The 17,596-nt window shown below is 38.4% G+C and carries 15 protein-coding genes and 1 pseudogene; 9 read left to right on the top strand and 7 right to left on the bottom strand.

The features are described from left to right. The first annotated feature begins 58 nt into the window (after positions 1 to 58). Positions 59 to 1,546, top strand: a complete 1,488-nt coding sequence (locus VSAL_RS17515) for an IS66-like element ISVsa2 family transposase (RefSeq protein WP_012551638.1) — start codon at positions 59 to 61, stop codon at positions 1,544 to 1,546. 130 nt (positions 1,547 to 1,676) lie between these two features. Here the strand turns inward: VSAL_RS17515 and VSAL_RS17510 are convergent, their stop codons facing one another. After that, the gene (locus VSAL_RS17510) at positions 1,677 to 4,775 is read right to left on the bottom strand and encodes a DUF748 domain-containing protein (protein WP_012551637.1); all 3,099 of its coding nucleotides are present in this window, start codon (positions 4,773 to 4,775) and stop codon (positions 1,677 to 1,679) included. Between the two features lie 325 nt (positions 4,776 to 5,100). Here VSAL_RS17510 and VSAL_RS17505 point away from each other — a divergent pair, with 325 nt between their 5' ends. Beyond that, entirely contained in the window at positions 5,101 to 6,006 is a 906-nt protein-coding gene (locus tag VSAL_RS17505) for a M15 family metallopeptidase (protein ID WP_012551636.1), read from the top strand. Positions 6,007 to 6,034: 28 nt separating this feature from the next. Here the strand turns inward: VSAL_RS17505 and VSAL_RS17500 are convergent, their stop codons facing one another. Continuing rightward, complete coding sequence (locus VSAL_RS17500) at positions 6,035 to 7,042, bottom strand: helix-turn-helix transcriptional regulator (RefSeq protein WP_012551635.1); 1,008 nt, start codon at positions 7,040 to 7,042, stop codon at positions 6,035 to 6,037. A gap of 159 nt (positions 7,043 to 7,201) precedes the next feature. On the opposite strand from VSAL_RS17500, the gene VSAL_RS17495 reads away from it, so the two are divergent. From VSAL_RS17495 to VSAL_RS17480, 4 genes are all read left to right on the top strand, one after another. Then, complete coding sequence (locus tag VSAL_RS17495; RefSeq protein WP_012551634.1) at positions 7,202 to 8,191, top strand: NAD-dependent epimerase/dehydratase family protein; 990 nt, start codon at positions 7,202 to 7,204, stop codon at positions 8,189 to 8,191. Between the two features lie 84 nt (positions 8,192 to 8,275). Further along, positions 8,276 to 8,941, top strand: coding sequence for an AbrB/MazE/SpoVT family DNA-binding domain-containing protein (locus tag VSAL_RS17490; protein WP_012551633.1), 666 nt, complete (start codon positions 8,276 to 8,278; stop codon positions 8,939 to 8,941). 103 nt (positions 8,942 to 9,044) lie between these two features. Beyond that, on the top strand, positions 9,045 to 9,545 hold the full coding sequence (locus tag VSAL_RS17485) for a cupin domain-containing protein (RefSeq protein ID WP_012551632.1): 501 nt from the start codon (positions 9,045 to 9,047) through the stop codon (positions 9,543 to 9,545). Positions 9,546 to 9,569: 24 nt separating this feature from the next. Continuing rightward, on the top strand, positions 9,570 to 10,406 hold the full coding sequence (locus tag VSAL_RS17480; RefSeq protein ID WP_012551631.1) for an SDR family NAD(P)-dependent oxidoreductase: 837 nt from the start codon (positions 9,570 to 9,572) through the stop codon (positions 10,404 to 10,406). Positions 10,407 to 10,492: 86 nt separating this feature from the next. Here VSAL_RS17480 and VSAL_RS17475 read toward each other — a convergent pair whose 3' ends face one another. The 3 genes from VSAL_RS17475 to VSAL_RS17465 all read right to left on the bottom strand — a co-directional run bounded on the left by VSAL_RS17475 (position 10,493) and on the right by VSAL_RS17465 (position 13,295). After that, a complete protein-coding gene (locus VSAL_RS17475; protein ID WP_012551630.1) occupies positions 10,493 to 11,848 on the bottom strand; it encodes a hypothetical protein in 1,356 nt (451 codons plus the stop codon). Beyond that, positions 11,841 to 12,335, bottom strand: a complete 495-nt coding sequence (locus tag VSAL_RS17470; protein ID WP_231850960.1) for a hypothetical protein — start codon at positions 12,333 to 12,335, stop codon at positions 11,841 to 11,843. The genes VSAL_RS17475 and VSAL_RS17470 overlap by 8 nt, the downstream gene beginning before the upstream one ends. A gap of 78 nt (positions 12,336 to 12,413) precedes the next feature. Then, complete coding sequence (locus VSAL_RS17465) at positions 12,414 to 13,295, bottom strand: IS982-like element ISVsa6 family transposase (RefSeq protein ID WP_012548944.1); 882 nt, start codon at positions 13,293 to 13,295, stop codon at positions 12,414 to 12,416. A 99-nt stretch (positions 13,296 to 13,394) separates the two neighbouring features. Between VSAL_RS17465 and tnpA the strand changes: the two genes are divergently transcribed. The 3 genes and pseudogenes from tnpA (at position 13,395) to VSAL_RS17450 (ending at position 15,599) form a co-directional block, all read left to right on the top strand. Then, positions 13,395 to 13,709 carry an IS66 family insertion sequence element accessory protein TnpA gene (gene tnpA / locus VSAL_RS17460; RefSeq protein WP_012548925.1) on the top strand — a complete coding sequence of 105 codons (315 nt, stop codon included), beginning with the start codon at positions 13,395 to 13,397 and terminating at the stop codon, positions 13,707 to 13,709. After that, the gene (gene tnpB / locus VSAL_RS17455) at positions 13,706 to 14,053 is read left to right on the top strand and encodes an IS66 family insertion sequence element accessory protein TnpB (protein ID WP_012548924.1); all 348 of its coding nucleotides are present in this window, start codon (positions 13,706 to 13,708) and stop codon (positions 14,051 to 14,053) included. The genes tnpA and tnpB overlap by 4 nt, the downstream gene beginning before the upstream one ends. Before the next feature lie 71 nt (positions 14,054 to 14,124). Continuing rightward, a pseudogene (locus tag VSAL_RS17450) lies at positions 14,125 to 15,599 on the top strand (IS66-like element ISVsa2 family transposase). A gap of 177 nt (positions 15,600 to 15,776) precedes the next feature. Here the strand turns inward: VSAL_RS17450 and VSAL_RS17445 are convergent. Further along, the gene (locus tag VSAL_RS17445) at positions 15,777 to 16,244 is read right to left on the bottom strand and encodes an arginase family protein (RefSeq protein ID WP_269447630.1); all 468 of its coding nucleotides are present in this window, start codon (positions 16,242 to 16,244) and stop codon (positions 15,777 to 15,779) included. 110 nt (positions 16,245 to 16,354) lie between these two features. Further along, positions 16,355 to 17,548, bottom strand: coding sequence for an IS91-like element ISVsa9 family transposase (locus tag VSAL_RS17440; protein WP_012548931.1), 1,194 nt, complete (start codon positions 17,546 to 17,548; stop codon positions 16,355 to 16,357). Positions 17,549 to 17,596 lie beyond the last annotated feature (48 nt).

Raw genomic sequence — 17,596 nt, 5'->3', positions numbered from 1 at the left:
AGTCAAGAATAGGAGGCAACCGATTGATTACCTGTATTATCGTTATATAGTCATCTACATGACTGATAAAATAAAACCACTTCCTGATACCATTGACGAGCTGAAAGCACTTGTGCTTCAGCTTGAAAATAAATATAACCGTCTTCTAGAGCAATTTCGACTGGCTCAACATCAGCGCTTTGGTAAAAGCAGTGAATCTGACTCGACTCAATTTGATTTATTCAATGAAACAGAAGAAGAAATCATCATTGAAAATGATGACACACAAACGATTACCTACACTCGTCAAAAGCCAAAACGCCAACGCTTACCTGAAGACTTACCGCGTACTGTTATTATCCACGACATAAAAGATAAAACTTGTAAGTGTTGCGGTCTAGAGATGCATGCGATGGGTAAAGACATCAGTGAAAAGTTGGAATTTGTACCAGCTAAAGTGGAAGTTATTCAACATGTTCGTCCTAAATATGCTTGCCGAAATTGTGAAAAAAACAATACTTCAGTAGACATTAAACAAGCCCCAATGCCAGCGTCACCAATCCCTAAAGGGATTGCGACCGCAAGTTTACTTGCTCAAATTATTACGGCTAAATTTCAATACAGTCTTCCACTTTATCGTCAAGAAACGTTATTTCAGCAATGGGGTATCATTATTGGACGGCGAACGATGGCGGATTGGTTAATAAAATGCTCGGTACTATTTACCCCTCTTAATAACGAGTTACATCGTATTTTGCTTGAACAACCCACTCTGCATTGTGATGAAACAACGGTAAATGTGTTGGATGTTGAAAAAGCAAAATGTTATATGTGGGTCTACTGCTCTGGCTATGATTCTCCAGGCTCTGGTGTTTTGCCTGGAATTGTACTTTATGATTATCAATCTAGCAGGCATGGCTACCATCCAGTTAACTTTTTAAAAGGTTATAACGGGTATTTACATACCGATGGTTACCAAGGTTATGAACAAACTGAAGCGATTTTAGTTGGCTGTTGGGCACACGCACGTCGACGATTTATTGAGGCTCAACGTGTTCAAGTAAAAGGGAAAACAGGGAGTGCAGATTGGGTATTGAGTAAAATCCAAAAGCTATACCGGATCGAATCGTTATTAAAAGAGGCTTCCCCTGAAGCCAAGTATGTTGCTAGGCAGACAGAAGCCCGCGATTTACTTAAAGAGCTCCGTGATTGGCTTGATAGCGCAGTTAGTCGAGTATCACCTAAAACAAAATTAGGTGAGGCGATTAGCTATACATTAAATCAATGGGATAAATTAGTTCGTTATATTGATGATGGATTGTTATCTATTGATAACAATCGAGCAGAGCGAGCGGTTAAACCGTTTGTTATCGGCCGGAAAAACTGGTTATTTTCGGGTTCAACGGCTGGTGCAGATTCAAGTGCAATGCTTTACAGCATTGTAGAAACAGCAAAGGCAAACGGATTAATCCCTTACGATTATATTAGGTATTGTCTAGATCGTTTATGTGTTGGATCGCCAGATATCGATTCACTTTTACCTTGGAATGTAAAAAACAAGGTGTAGTTCCCCGCACGCTTACTTTTTAGAAAGTACCCAATGCCATTCTAGTGACGAACAACAAAAACAAAAATGGCGTATCATTTTCATGATGCGCCATTTTTACGAGAACGTATTTAACCAATTAAGTAAGCAGTTACTTCGCTTCTAACGTTAATAATACACTGCTTGTGTCTTGTTCAATATCAAATCGACTGTCCAATAAAAACACACGAGACGCATCAATGTTAACGACATCAACTAAATATGCTTTCACCGCTTGTGCGCGTTGTTGAGCCAGTTGACCTAATTCGCCTTTCGCTACTTCTTGCTTATTAAGCGCCAAATTATACAACGCTATATGCCAGCGTTTCGCTAACTCTTCATCTGTTAACTCAACGCCTTTATTTTCCTGATCTTGTTCAATTTTATCTTCCACATCATCGGCATCTTTTCCTGATTCTTTTTCATACAATGCCTTTAATGCATCGGATAAAACGCCGGATGTTGGCATTGTACTTGCGCTTAAATTCGCTGGTAATTTAGCTTCTGTGATTTGAGCTGTCTCTGCCAGTTTTTCATTAAATTGTGCAAGAGCGAGCGCTTTACTGTCTTCAGGGGCATTCACTGCACCATCAACCGTCAATTTTAATTTAGGGCGAGTTTCTAATGCCGTACCGAGTGTTTGCAGCTTTTCTTGTTCTTCAGGCGTTAATGTATTCACACCAAAATCGAACGCAATCACATTCAATTCTTCATCCGATCCGGCTAAACCCGCAATAAACGTAAATGGCGCCGTTACTGCTTTTGTTATGATATTTGAAATCGTGCTCCAGATAACCGCACCTAAGCTAAACTCTGGATCATTCACATCACCAGATACCTCAACACCCAAATCAATCACACCATCATTATCTTGCAATAAAGCGATCGCCAGCTCTAATGGCAATGATGTTGCCGTATCACTGTCACTGGCTTGACCTAATTGAAGTTGATCAATAATGACATGATTAGAACCTTTTAATTGATTGTTTTCTAAGTGGTAATTAAGCGCTAACGTTAACTGGCCTTTATCAATGTAATGCCCCGCATACGTGCCAGAATATGGATTAACCGTGGTTAACTCCACACTTTTAAAGACCACATCCAAATTCAAATATGGTTCTTTTAGTAATGGGTTAATTTCCCCTTTCACTTTTACAGGGGCGTATTTTTCAATGTTCCCGCTGATATCAACCGTTGCTTTGGTTCCCGGAACACTCGATACATGACCAATGTTGCCTTTAAGCTGTTCGATGCCAGAGGAGAAATTAGGCGTTAATGAATTATCCGCAAAGAACGCCGAACCATTATTAAACGCAATCTTTCTTACGCTAAGTGCAAATGGTTTGTCTTTCTTTCCTTTTGACGATGATTTTGTTTTCGCTTTTTTAGATGTCGACGGTGTACGTATTAAATCACCGATGTTCGTACTTCGATCTTCATTAATCACAACACGAGCATAAGGTTGGCTTAAACTTAACGTATCGATAGCCAATTTTGATTTTTGTAAGTCAAACGTAAACGTATTAACCGCCAATGAACGCCACTTCAAAAAAGGTTTGCGACGGTGATTATCTCGGATAGACAATCGTTTTATTTGAATGCCTCCTTTTACGATCGCTTTGCCTGTCGCATCTGCATTCAGTTTAGCTTGAGTGTTTAGCTCACCGTTGGTTAACGTGGCATTGACTGCCGTTGCCAAATAAGGCTGAAATTGAGCTAAGTTTAATGCACTAACATCAATATCTGCCAACACAGATTGCAGTTTAGGATCTGCGGTTCCAGAGACATTAATCTCCCCTTTTCCATTCACAGAAGTAGATAAATCAAACCCTATCGGCTTAGATAAATCACTCACAATTTGGCTTGTGGTCAGGTTGATAGGTGACAACTGCCATTTCGTTGGCTTTCCTGTCACCACACTCTCTTCTGCGTTTAGTTGGTAATTTTTAATCTCAATACCATTGAGCGTCACCAACCAAGGCGTTGGTTTCTCTTTCGACTCCGCCGTTACACCGTCGTTGTCACTATTGACTACAGCACTCTCTTTAGGCGATTTAACCTCTGTTTTTTCTGGCGATTTAGTTGATTCTTGAGAGAATGATTTTGGTGTAAATAAGTGAATTAAATCGACGCCTTTCTTATTTACGTTTACGGCAACATTAAGATCGTTTGAAGTAATAGAGGCAATATCAATCGTCTGTTGGTTTACATCCGTTTTAATGTCATTGACTGAAAAGACGGGCAATGACAGAATCGATTTATCATCAGCATCAAAATTAAGATCATTAAGTGAGAACATCCCGCGGTCTGTCGTGATGGCCATTACATCGTCATTCTCTGTTTCACCGATGGTTTGAACTACATGATAATTTGACGCCAGACTCACCTTACCCGACGTCAATTTTGCCACCATGTCTTTAGCGATAAATCCCCATAAGCGTGGCAATTGAATCTGTTTAATATCAAGATTCCCCACCACTTCTAATGGTGTTAATTGAACTTGGCCTTGCACATCAACGGTTCCTGAATCAGCGTCCGTCATATGAAGTTGATAATGGTTTGTAGGCACAGCATCCGTTAGCAAGCCTTGCGTTGAAAAAGCCCCTACTTCCAGATTAATGTTTGGGTATTCTAACTTCGCACCAGAAACACCATCCAAAAATTGGACATTAGCCTGAGTAATACGAGTGTGTTTTATTAGAACAGGAAACAACAGCGCATGACGATCAATAACCTCATCGGTTGGCTCTTCAACGATAGGATCTGATGCCGTTTTTTTCGCGATAGTGGTTAGAATATCGCTGAAATTAAACACAAGCTCATCAGGGTTATTGAGTCGTTCAATATCCACAAATGGTTTATTAATGGTGATGTGCTCAACAAAGATCGCCGCATTGAAAATAGATTGCCAAAAATTAAGACGAACACTGGCGTGTTCTAGACTAATAAAAGGCGTTGTGTCTTCAAGAATCGCAAAGCCTTGAACATCCAGTTGTAGAGTAAAAGGGTTAAACGTAATGTCAGTGAGCGTGACTGGACGCTCTATTAATGCGGAAAGTTGTTCTGGGATTTGTTGCTTTGCAATATAAGGAACAAGCAAACCTAACATCGCGGCATAGAATAAATACGCAGTAAGAAAATAAGTGCTCCAACGGACAGCACCATGCAAAGAGCGAAATTTATCAACCGCTAATTTAAATTTGTTCGACATTATGACTAACTACTCCCACGTCTATTATCGAAAATAATCTGAATACGGATTATTTTTTACATAAGCGATCACTAACTAAATTCTGTAATTCTTGCTTTTGCCAAAAGTGACAAGAAACAAATTTTAAAAATTTTATCGTTAGTATTTTACGTTGTCCACCACTCTCACTGCATTCACTCTTAAAATCCAACTATATTTACTTTGGAACAAGAATCACAACGATTTATGTACAAATTATGCGCACTTCCTTCTCTCTAGAATCAAAAAGTAAACCGTGTCATAGTCATTCCATAATCAAAAACTAAAAACGTTGCTAGGATCATTCATGAATAAAACACACCTGATTAGCTCACTAATACTCGGGCTTTGCTCTGCCTCTGCTTTTGCAAGCGTCTCTCTACTCTCTTCATCACAGTGCCAAGCCATGACAAGTAACAATGTCATGGCACCAAAAGCCCCAGTACAATGTGATCGTTTACGCAATGTGACCTTCACTCATTATAATTTTGAAGGAAAAACAGCAACAGGAAAAGTGGTTGTGCTTGATGCCGTGGCCCCTTATGTTGATCGCATTTTTAACGAGTTATATAAGAAAGGCTTTCCTATTGCTCAAGCACAACCCATTGAACAATTTGGCGGTGATGATAATAAATCAATGGATGCAAACAACACATCCGCTTTTAACTATCGTCCTATTGCTGGCAAGTCTTCTCTTTCATTGCATGCTTATGGCGTTGCCGTTGACATCAACCCATTACAAAACCCATTTGTGGAATTTACCTCTTGGGGCACCGCAACATTCAAACCACTAAAAGGCCATGAATATGCGAATCGAATGCTGAATCGTTTGGGCAAAAAAGAACAACGTGGATTAGCAGAATCGGCCATTGCTACTTTCACCAATAATGGCTTTGTGTACTGGGGCGGATATTGGGATACTCCGATTGATTTTCAGCATTTTCAGACCAGTCGTGACATGGCTTATCTCATGACCGACATGCCAGAAAAAGACGCATCCACATTCTTCAAAAACTACGTAGGTTGGGTAAGTTCATGCCAACAAAATTATGGATCAGAACAGATGGACACTTTCTTAGATTACAGCGCGTATTTAAAAACTGAATTAAACACAACCAGTTCTTTAAATCGTCTCTATAAAGCGAATCCTAATGCCGTAATACAAGCGATAAATAAGACAGCAAAAGCCTCTCAAACTCGCTGCTTTGGTTAATGGTTAAGCCATAAAGAGAGATCAAAGATTACTTTTTATTTACTGCGTTAGATTTATATTCCTTTGGTGATACCCCAAACCATTGTTTGAAGTTACGCGAGAAAATAGACACTTCCGCGTAACCCAAACTCAACGCTAATTCAGTGATGGAGCAGCTTGGATCACACAGCTGCTCAATAGCGATTTCTTTTCGTATTGATTGCAATATTCCTCCGTAAGTTAATGATTCAGATTTGAGCTGATTTTGTAAACTTCTCGGATGAATATTTAATGCATTAGCGACTAATTCAAGCGAACATTCTGACGAAGACAGCAAGCTTTTGATCACCATACTCACTTGATATCTAAGATCTGATGGGTAGTGTTTTTTTAATTCTTGGATGTTTTTTTGAAGACATTCACGTATTTGATATTGTTCAAAATGAGGTGATTTATCTAGCCATTCAGAAGAAAAAGTGACCGCATCATGCACCGCAGAAAACTGAATGCCCTCCTTAAAATACCCTAGCATGCTCTCATGTTGAATCTCGGGTTTAATCTGCTTTAAAGATAAATAGAAATTTGATTCATGATTCCCCGTTAAATAACGTAAATTATTATAAATTAACCCCACACTTAATTGGGTAAGTTGATTATTCCCTCTTATTCCATCAAAAGAAAAATCAATAATAACCGTGGCTTTAAGACCGGATCTTATTGTATTTATATTAACTCCATCCGCATGAAGATAGATGTATTTTTTAATATGAACAATGGCATCAAAAATAGTTAATTGCTGAGTCGCTGTTAACCCAAGATCACCAATCGTTAAATTACTTTGCGCTTCAGATAACAACAAACCAAATAAAGGTTCATCACAATGTGACGCGGTGATTTCTAATAATTCTGACACTTTTGAATAAGAGAGATACATATTTGGATCTCGTAATAACGCAGTACTTAATCCCACTTCTGACATGATATGAATAGGGTTTCTACCGAGGCGCTGTACTAATTTTTCATAGCCATCTAAAGCACCACTTCGAACTAAAAACATACACCTTCCCTCGTTAGTTTCGTATTTCATCAAAAATGCTTCGTAAAAAGTCAAACTTACTTTGTTACATATCAATAACATTATTGAACGAAAAGTAAAGACCAACACCAAATAAGTGATAGCTAAATAAGAACGTATATAAACACTAAGGAAAAATACATGAATCATTTTTCGTCAGCATTTATAACCGGAGCAGGAGGCTTTATCGGTCGACATTTAGTTGAGCGATTGCTTAAAAATAACGTCACTATCACGGCCCTAATGATGGAAGGTGAAGCCATACCAAGCCTATGGAATAACAAGGTCAATATTGTTACTGGTGACGTAAGACACTTATTACGAATGAAAGACAACCTACAACCTTGTGATGTTATTTTCCATTTAGCCGCTGTTGTCGGTGATTGGGGAGCACAGCAAGATCACATTGACGTAACGGTAAATGGAACAGAACAAGCCATTGAATTAGCCTTATTATGGCAATCTCACTTTATCGTCACAACGAGCGTTTGTGCCTATGCTAGCCAATTAGCGAAAGGAAAACTCAATGAACAAAGTCTGCTTGGTACCCCAAGTTCTCCTTATGAATTCTGTAAGCAAGAACAAGAACGAGTGACTAAAAACGGGGTTAAAAAAGGATTAAAAGCCTCCATCATTCGTCCTGCCAATGTCTTTGGAGTGGGAAGCGGCCCTTGGGTAAATACGTTATTGGATATGATGCGTAACAACAAACCTTGCATGATAGGCTCTGGAGAATGGGATGCTGGGTTAGTTCATGTTAACAATCTCATTTCTATTCTTATTGCCGTCGCGAATTCAACATATACCAACGGTGATATTTATCTTGCGGCAGATGGCTTTGGAGTCACATGGAAAGAATACATGACTCGTCTTGCACTCGTTGCTGATGTGCCACCACCTAAAAATATTCCACTGCCCTTAGCTCGAATTCTTGCCCCTACCTTAGAATTTATCGGTCATATTACTCAACAGAAAACGCGCCCTTTAATAACTCGTCAATCTTTTCGTTTAATGGGAGGAGCCAATGAGTTTTCAATAAAAAAAGCACAAAAAGAACTCGATTACTCTCCATTCATTACTTTTGATCAGGCAATGAATGAATTAAAAAACCACTTTTCAAAACAGAAATAGATAGATAACACACATACGATTTATTTATCACTCATTTAATATTCGGTCATTTTAGTCATAATTAAATGTCATTTAGGAAATAGCATGAATTCTATTATAAAGAAAATAGGGAAATCAAAAGGAATCGTATTCCCACCTCAAATCTTAGATCAAATAGGTCTTGATTTGGATGACAAAATAGACATTGAAATTATTGATAACTATTTAGTGATAAAACCAATATACCCTCTTCGAGAATCAGAGCAAGATCGTAATAATTTAAACGAAATGTTTACAATGCAACGAGATTCTATTTTTAGAGAAGAACGTTTATATCAATTAGAGCAATACATACTCGCAAATAATAAAGAAGAATTTGTCTATAAGAATAAATACAGTGATTCCTATTTATACGCTTGGCAAGAAAGAGTGTACCCTTTTCTCCATGACATTGATGATGCCACTATTGAATTTCATCATCAATTTTATACTCCCTGTTTCTATGTATCCAAAGAACAAGTGGACTTTTTAATTCAATATTTTGATGAAGTCGATTTGAACGATCAACGAATCCCCTCACTGCACCACTTAGAGCATCAGTTTATTAAAATAGACAAACTTGGATGGACCAAAATGAAATTGGTTAAAGCTTGCCGATACCTTTATCTCAATGGCATGTTTGACGATCATTTTTGGGGACAACTTTTAATTGATTGCCCTCCATCAGAAGCAAGAAGCATCACAAAACAATTCAACCGCAATGAACGTTAATCATTAAGTAACCACCTCCCTGAAAATACGATACAAAGTATGAATTCGTTATTACGCATTCATCTGCGTATTTTTACAAATAAACGATTAGAAGGAATTTATCATGTCTACAGAAAATATTTCACCCGTTGTCACCGATAATCTTGAATGGCTGCCTCTGCTTTTACCGGGCAGTGATGGTATTTATGTCAAAGTTCTGCGAGTGGAAGAAAACATTGGACGCGTCGTTGCCAAAGTCAAGTTTTCCCAAAACAGCTCTGCCCCTCGTCATTATCATTTTTGCCAAGCCGTGGCTTATACCATTTCTGGATCTTGGGAATACGATGAAGGCAAATTTAATGTCGGTGATGTCGCCGTTGAACCTGTAGGCAATTTACATCAAGCCACATCGACAGAGGGCACTGAGATGCTATTGGTGTTTGATACGGATAGCATTCATGGTCACCTACTCGACAATTATTATCCTGATGGCTCGGTCATACGCATTGGAGTCTCTCTATTTAAGCAATTAGAAGGAAAAAGCATGGCTGATATTGCCACCTTTGATCCTACGCCTTATATCGAATTCTTTTCCTCATATTCAGCCGCAGAAGACTCGCATTAAATCCTCAATTTAAGGTAGGTAAACGTGAATAATAAACCTTGGATATGCATTACCGGAAGTGCCAGTGGTCTAGGTAGGTACCTCACTGGAAAATTATTGAATCAAGGGCATCAAATAATAGCGACCGACATTAATAAAGAAGCATTACAAACGGTCAGTAAAGAAGATAACTGGATAAGCCATAATCTTATTTTAGAAACATTAGACATAACGGTACTTGCAGAGTGGGAGCAACTGTTAGAAAGGCATGCACCTAACGAAAACAGACAAGGAAACAAAGTTTTCTCACACCTCTTAAATATTGCTGGCTTTATCCAACCGGGGGACGCATTTGAAAACACCGTAACGCAGTTTAAAAGGCACCTCGATATCAATGTCATGGGCATGATTAATGGTTGCAGCGTTTTTCTGCCTCATTTCACAAAGCGTCAACAAGGCCACATTATTAATATCGCCTCGTTTGCAGGGATATTACCGGTCCCCGGCGTCGTCGCTTATAGCACCTCAAAAGCCGCCGCTCGTAGCTTCAGTAATGGACTGGCTATGGATTTATATTTTACTAACTCCCCCATTAATGTGTCTTGCGTGTGCCCTGATTTAATCGCAACACCAATGATGGATAAGCAAGTAGGTTACGGTAAGCACTCTCGATTTGTATTCTCAGGAGACAAACCATTAACGGTTGAAGAGGTCGGTGATACTATTTTAACGACCGTCTGGCAGAAGAAACCAATTGAAGTCGCGTTACCACGTAAGAGAGAAATACAAGTTCGCTTACTTTCTCTTTTTCCAAACTTAATGCTACCTGTTTATAAATATTTAGCGAAAAAAGGAGAAAAGAAATTGGCTCGTTTGCAATAAAAAACATCAATAATGGCCACATAATGTGGCCATTATTGATTGATTATTTACATTGTATATTTTTCAAACGTCTCTTACTTTTTACTCTATTCATTCGCCGGATAGGGGTCATCAACTAACCGAATTTTATATTCATCACTGTCTTTATTTTTTGTTACGTAAACAAAAAACGTTTTAACCAAACCAGAGTCGCCTGGAATCCATCGATTATCTTCTAATATAAAATCCTTGCTTCCTAATACTCCTTTATCCCAAGACGATATTTGTACCGTTGCGGTTTCTCCTTCTGTATGTTTGTAATTAGAAAAATAAACCACATAAAGACCTGTTTGAATTATATTTGGATCACATGAAACGAGATAACGCTCAGGCCCATACCCTGTTGTATTATTTGTATCAAGATAACCAGATTCACCAATAGGGTATTCAAAATTAACAAGATCCCAAGGACCTAGAGGAAGCGGTTCTAGGATCGATAAATCCACATCCCCTAATCCACTCCATATTAACGTTGCTGTAAATAATCCAGTAGAAGCCTCCACTGACGGTGGCTCTAATGAATTCAATCCATCATCAATGTAATCCTTAACAGTCGTTGAAATCTGTAAATTTGGATTCATGTATATCTCTAACAATCCATGCCCTAAAAAGTCTTTTTCACCATTAAGCCCTGCGGGACGAAATAAATACGAGGGAATTAGCTCTGTAATATCGGGAACAGTACCAACAATGCGAAGACCATTGATCACTAAATCTAGATCGGCCAGCACATACTCCCCTCTCAAGGTAGGAGATGCAGGTGCGATATGAACAACCTTTACCGCTTCCTCTCGCGTATTTTGAGTTAAAGCATAGTCATACGCCACATTGACAAACAAATTACCTTGAGAGTGTGCGACAAAAAGCAGTTTTTTACCCTCGGTAATCCATGTGTCAATTCGCGTTTGTTGCTCTGAGTAATTTTCTAATGTAGGAGGGTTTTCCATAAATTTTGTTAGAATTTCAACAGCTGCCGCTTGAGCAAAATCAGTCAGTTCATCTCTAAGCTCAATCGCTGATGGAACGGCCGAAATAATGATACTCCACCAATCACCACCACCATGAAGTGACTCAAAAAATAATTCATATCGCTCAGCTAAAAGCCCTTCTTGCTCTCGTAATCTTTGCTCAAATGTTTCTACAAAATCTTCAAATCCATTGGAGTAATTATATACAAGTTCATATTTAATAGGCTCGCCATCTTCATTTTTATTACCGTGAATTTTTTTCAATTTATTGAGTGCATCTTTAGCTTGTATTTCTGTTGTTAAAACGCCATTAAAAAAACCAAATACAATACCTTGGACTTCACATTTTTTTTCATTAATACTACTAGCTTGAACAAAATTAAATGGATAAATAAAAAGCATACTAATAAGAATAAATCGATTGATTCTAGTCATGACAAGAACCATCTTGTAAACTAAATACCATTCCACTAGCAGCTTTACTTACAGATAAATAGGCAAGCAATCTCTTTTTGGTATTAGTCATCATTGATTCAATTTCACTCCATACAATTGATGTGTTCTTAGCATCAGGTCCACTAAATTGGTCATTAAGACAATTTAACGCCTCCCCAACAGCTACATCCATTTTTCTTATATCAGCTTTTACCTTATTTCTGTCTTTGTTTGTTACATCAATAACCATATTCATTTGTAGAGCCTTAGCCATTTGCATTGCTGCCGTACGTTGCTTCGGTTCTTGGTAAGTAATTTCAATGTACTTTTCTATGTCATCCCTAATGCCATTATTATTAATATCTGGCCCTGCAATGTCATCGCTTCGATCTAACGTTGGTAGTTCACCCGTCACTTCTAATCCTGCAATTTTATCTTTAGGAGAGAGTTCATCATCAGTAAGCGTGCGGGGAACTACACCTAACAAATAAAATTCATTATGCGTATCTTACGATCTTTCATTTAACGAGAACGTAATTAACCTGAATTCTGGATAAAACATGCTTTAAGCGAGGATTAGTTCAAATTCACATTCTGATAGCTTAATTCGTGGCTTTTGTTTTTTTAAACAATAAGCCACAACGCCTGAAATTACATTTAGCATGAAACCAGTCACGCTACGATGACGGCTATGTTCAATTTGAGAGATATTCTTCAATTGGTCATTTATCGTTTCGATAATGTATCTCTTTGATAACATAGCCTTATCAAAAGCACTTATCTCTTTTGCTTTCATGTTTTTTCGCGAGGTAGTCACTAAATCGACATCAGAGTTCTTTAAGCTCTCACTCAACTTTTTACCTATGTACCCTTTATCAGCGTACAATTTCCCCGAGAGTTCTTTGCATAAATCAGGTACAGGAGTCCTATCATTTACATTGCCAGCTGTGATTTTCAGCGAAATAATTTCTCCAAGATGGTTAATCAATAAATGAAGTTTGAAGCCGAAAAACCATCCCATGGTACCTTTTCCTCTTTTCGCAACACCATCAAAGACTTTATGGCGAGGAATTCGAATGTTATGGCATACTTTAAGACTCGTGGAGTCAACAAAAGCAATGCCAGTCGGCTTACCTTTGATAGATTGAAAATAGGCACACATTGGGGCGATTAGGCTAGGCATTTTGCTCACAAATCGAGTGTAGCTAAGTAAATTTGGAAAGTATCCTTTCCAATATTGATGAACTAACCCGATATAGAAGTTCTTGAAATCTCTATGATTTGATTGATGAAAAGCGATGACAATAGTCATACATTCACTAGTAGACATTACTGACTGACGTTTTCTTTTTCTCTCACTAGCCTCAACAAGGTATTTTTCCCATTGAGATAAGAATTGATAACAAAAATCATCGACATCACAAAATATATCAACTAATTTATTCATCTTGCCCACCTTTTAAAATACGTTCAAATAATTCTTGGTCGAAAGATCTGATCGTTAGGTGGGCAATTAGTTCAGCCTTATCCAGAATTCAGGTTAATTATGCAAAAAGATAAAAAGAGAACACCAGAGCAATGGCACGCTCTATTTGAATCTCAGCAATCTAGCAAGCTTAGTGCCGCTGAATTTTGTCGTAACCATAATATTCTGCCAAAGACATTTAGTGCACGTAAAGCACGATGGAAACAAAAGATTAACGCTTCTACTTTCTTGAAAGTAGAAGCGTTAACATCAACTATCATCGCCACTCCACAATTACCAGATATTCAACTTTCTATCGGAAAATTGCGATTAACATTGCCAGCTAATACTGAACCTCACTGGATAGGACTCTTATTAAAAGGGTATCAATCATGAATGTATTTACTGATGTTTCCACCATTTATCTTCATCGTGATTTTGTCGATTTTCGCAAGGCCATTAATGGCCTTGTCGTGATTGTTGAGCAAGAAATGCAACTATCACCGTTTAGTGATGCTCTATTTATATTTTGCAATAAGCCTCGTGATAAACTCAAAATATTGTATTGGGATAAAACAGGATTCGCTTTATGGTACAAGCGATTAGATGAAGACCGCTTCAAATGGCCACGAAATATAAATAACGATACGTTAGCATTATCAGAGCAGCAACTGACACTGCTATTACAAGGTTTTGATATCTTAGGACATCAACCGGTACATTATCAAACAACCCTTTAAATAGTTGATTCTCAGTCAAGAATAGGAGGCAACCGATTGATTACCTGTATTATCGTTATATAGTCATCTACATGACTGATAAAATAAAACCACTTCCTGATACCATTGACGAGCTGAAAGCACTTGTGCTTCAGCTTGAAAATAAATATAACCGTCTTCTAGAGCAATTTCGACTGGCTCAACATCAGCGCTTTGGTAAAAGCAGTGAATCTGACTCGACTCAATTTGATTTATTCAATGAAACAGAAGAAGAAATCATCATTGAAAATGATGACACACAAACGATTACCTACACTCGTCAAAAGCCAAAACGCCAACGCTTACCTGAAGACTTACCGCGTACTGTTATTATCCACGACATAAAAGATAAAACTTGTAAGTGTTGCGGTCTAGAGATGCATGCGATGGGTAAAGACATCAGTGAAAAGTTGGAATTTGTACCAGCTAAAGTGGAAGTTATTCAACATGTTCGTCCTAAATATGCTTGCCGAAATTGTGAAAAAAACAATACTTCAGTAGACATTAAACAAGCCCCAATGCCAGCGTCACCAATCCCTAAAGGGATTGCGACCGCAAGTTTACTTGCTCAAATTATTACGGCTAAATTTCAATACAGTCTTCCACTTTATCGTCAAGAAACGTTATTTCAGCAATGGGGTATCATTATTGGACGGCGAACGATGGCGGATTGGTTAATAAAATGCTCGGTACTATTTACCCCTCTTAATAACGAGTTACATCGTATTTTGCTTGAACAACCCACTCTGCATTGTGATGAAACAACGGTAAATGTGTTGGATGTTGAAAAAGCAAAATGTTATATGTGGGTCTACTGCTCTGGCTATGATTCTCCAGGCTCTGGTGTTTTGCCTGGAATTGTACTTTATGATTATCAATCTAGCAGGCATGGCTACCATCCAGTTAACTTTTTAAAAGGTTATAACGGGTATTTACATACCGATGGTTACCAAGGTTATGAACAAACTGAAGCGATTTTAGTTGGCTGTTGGGCACACGCACGTCGACGATTTATTGAGGCTCAACGTGTTCAAGTAAAAGGGAAAACAGGGAGTGCAGATTGGGTATTGAGTAAAATCCAAAAGCTATACCGGATCGAATCGTTATTAAAAGAGGCTTCCCCTGAAGCCAAGTATGTTGCTAGGCAGACAGAAGCCCGCGATTTACTTAAAGAGCTCCGTGATTGGCTTGATAGCGCAGTTAGTCGAGTATCACCTAAAACAAAATTAGGTGAGGCGATTAGCTATACATTAAATCAATGGGATAAATTAGTTCGTTATATTGATGATGGATTGTTATCTATTGATAACAATCGAGCAGAGCGAGCGGTTAAACCGTTTGTTATCGGCCGGAAAAACTGGTAACGGCTGGTGCAGATTCAAGTGCAATGCTTTACAGCATTGTAGAAACAGCAAAGGCAAACGGATTAATCCCTTACGATTATATTAGGTATTGTCTAGATCGTTTATGTGTTGGATCGCCAGATATCGATTCACTTTTACCTTGGAATGTAAAAGACAAGGTGTAGTTCCCCGCACGCTTACGTTCTATTAAGGCAATTTTTTATAACGACATAAAAAATCCGATATTAATCACTTAATATCGGATTTTAAATTGTTAGAACAATCATTCAAGCATTTCAATTAATATATTACACCGTCATTTCAATGCTTATATGTGTGTCTTTATTATTCAATGATAATACTTATTTCCCAATACGGTTCGCAGTCCACACATACAGTAATTCAAGTGCAATGGTTGCACCCGCTAATGCCGTAATGTCACTTTGATCGTACGCAGGAGAGACTTCAACAACGTCCATTCCGACCATGTTAATGCCTTTTAAACCACGGATAATTTTTAAAATCTTATCCGAGTTTAAGCCACCGCACACAGGCGTGCCCGTCCCCGGCGCGAACGCAGGGTCAAGACAATCGATATCAAACGTTAAGTACACTGGCTTATCACCCACAATGCCTTTCACTTGTTCGATAATTGCCTCTGCACTCATATCATTTGCTTGCATTGCGTTGATAACATTAAACCCGTGGCCTTCTTGTTTATACTCAGTACGGATACCAATTTGTACTGAGTGCTCAGGCGAGATTAACCCTTCAAAGGTAAGGAATTTGAATGTTGCTGAGTTAGCATTGGCCCGTCTAAAAAAGCCAATTTCACCATCGCTGTTTTTTTAAAAGGTATCGAAAATATAATTATCGGGGATTTTATAACTGTTTTAGCCCTATTTCATGAGTTTTAGATACACTTATCCTACAAACCTTATTATGCTGCCCTCAATTCTGACTGAACTATCGCATGGGTGACTAAATCATTGACCGAATTTCCGACTCGGAAATTCGTAAACACCAGACGACTTTCACATAAAATACATTCGTACGGATCTACTTTTACATATCCTTTTAACATTGCGGCATACCCTGGCATTTTCGGCTCAGCTTCTATTGTCATACCTAAAGCTGCATAAACTCTAGGCAGAGCTTCTCCACGACGACGCATTGATAAAAAACCGTAGTATCGGATCATCTTGAAATGTTTATCAGGATAGTGCTCTACTATCCGTCTTATCATCTCTTCTGGTGATAATGTTAGGCTGTCTGTTGTTCCTGTTCGATGGTCTAAATAATTAAACGTTATCATTCCGCCTTTGGCGTAATGACTTAAACGTGACGCTGAAATCGGGGGCCGTTTTAAATACCGACCAAGATAGTTCATCGTCGGTTTTACATTATTTGTCTTTTTAGCAAAATGAAGCTTCCAACGACGATTATATTGACTGCTTAAAAAGCGTGACCAATCCGTTTTATTACGGATATAGGGGCATTCTTCGCTTGATAAATCAAGCTCATCATAAGCCTTACCCAATAAACTGACGATAGCCGCTCTCCAACAAGGCTCTGTCGTTTTCATTTGGAAGTAAATGGGTTTCCATAAACCGGTACGTTCACAAATTCCCCCACGAGTGACCGATAAATGTAAGTGCGTATTCCAATTCAGTTTTCGACCGTAAGTATGAAGAGCACAAAAGATACCGACATCTATTCCTTTATCTTTTGCCCATCCCAGCAGAATGTTTGCAGCACATTTGAATAATTTATTTAACAGCCAACGGTTATGACGAAAGATAGGCCATAGCGTGTTTGGAAGGGTAAAGGTGATGTGTTGATATTCGCATTCAGGGAAGACATGTTGTTGCTTTTGTATCCATCGCTCTGTGGCTTTCATGCCACAGCTACTGCACGCTCGAGATTTACAGGTTTGGTGAATATATTTGATATGGGTACAGTCAGGGTTGCAACAATGATATTCGCGAGAGCCAAAAGCCGCTGTCCCACAGGACAGCATCTTTGTGACATTTTCAATCACGACCGCTCTTAGGTTAGCTTTGTTATTATGAAGAAATTTAAGCCAGTTATTTTGACTATTAAATAATTGTTTCAGGGGTTTATATGCGTGCATGGCGATAGGATAAACGATTTATTGGCAACAATGGAAGAGGTTGAGTCC

This window comes from Aliivibrio salmonicida LFI1238 (assembly GCF_000196495.1).
Taxonomy (GTDB): Bacteria; Pseudomonadota; Gammaproteobacteria; order Enterobacterales; family Vibrionaceae; genus Aliivibrio; species Aliivibrio salmonicida.
This window is presented reverse-complemented; position numbering and strand designations above follow the sequence as displayed.

Excerpts from the sequence above, each read along its gene's own strand:
- VSAL_RS17515 (WP_012551638.1), top strand. The coding sequence starts at position 59 with ATGACTGATAAAATAAAACCACTTCCTGATACCATTGACGAGCTGAAA.
- VSAL_RS17510 (WP_012551637.1), bottom strand. The coding sequence starts at position 4,775 with ATGTCGAACAAATTTAAATTAGCGGTTGATAAATTTCGCTCTTTGCAT.
- VSAL_RS17505 (WP_012551636.1), top strand. The coding sequence starts at position 5,101 with ATGAATAAAACACACCTGATTAGCTCACTAATACTCGGGCTTTGCTCT.
- VSAL_RS17500 (WP_012551635.1), bottom strand. The coding sequence starts at position 7,042 with ATGTTTTTAGTTCGAAGTGGTGCTTTAGATGGCTATGAAAAATTAGTA.
- VSAL_RS17495 (WP_012551634.1), top strand. The coding sequence starts at position 7,202 with ATGAATCATTTTTCGTCAGCATTTATAACCGGAGCAGGAGGCTTTATC.
- VSAL_RS17490 (WP_012551633.1), top strand. The coding sequence starts at position 8,276 with ATGAATTCTATTATAAAGAAAATAGGGAAATCAAAAGGAATCGTATTC.
- VSAL_RS17485 (WP_012551632.1), top strand. The coding sequence starts at position 9,045 with ATGTCTACAGAAAATATTTCACCCGTTGTCACCGATAATCTTGAATGG.
- VSAL_RS17475 (WP_012551630.1), bottom strand. The coding sequence starts at position 11,848 with ATGACTAGAATCAATCGATTTATTCTTATTAGTATGCTTTTTATTTAT.
- VSAL_RS17465 (WP_012548944.1), bottom strand. The coding sequence starts at position 13,295 with ATGAATAAATTAGTTGATATATTTTGTGATGTCGATGATTTTTGTTAT.
- tnpA (WP_012548925.1), top strand. The coding sequence starts at position 13,395 with ATGCAAAAAGATAAAAAGAGAACACCAGAGCAATGGCACGCTCTATTT.
- tnpB (WP_012548924.1), top strand. The coding sequence starts at position 13,706 with ATGAATGTATTTACTGATGTTTCCACCATTTATCTTCATCGTGATTTT.
- VSAL_RS17440 (WP_012548931.1), bottom strand. The coding sequence starts at position 17,548 with ATGCACGCATATAAACCCCTGAAACAATTATTTAATAGTCAAAATAAC.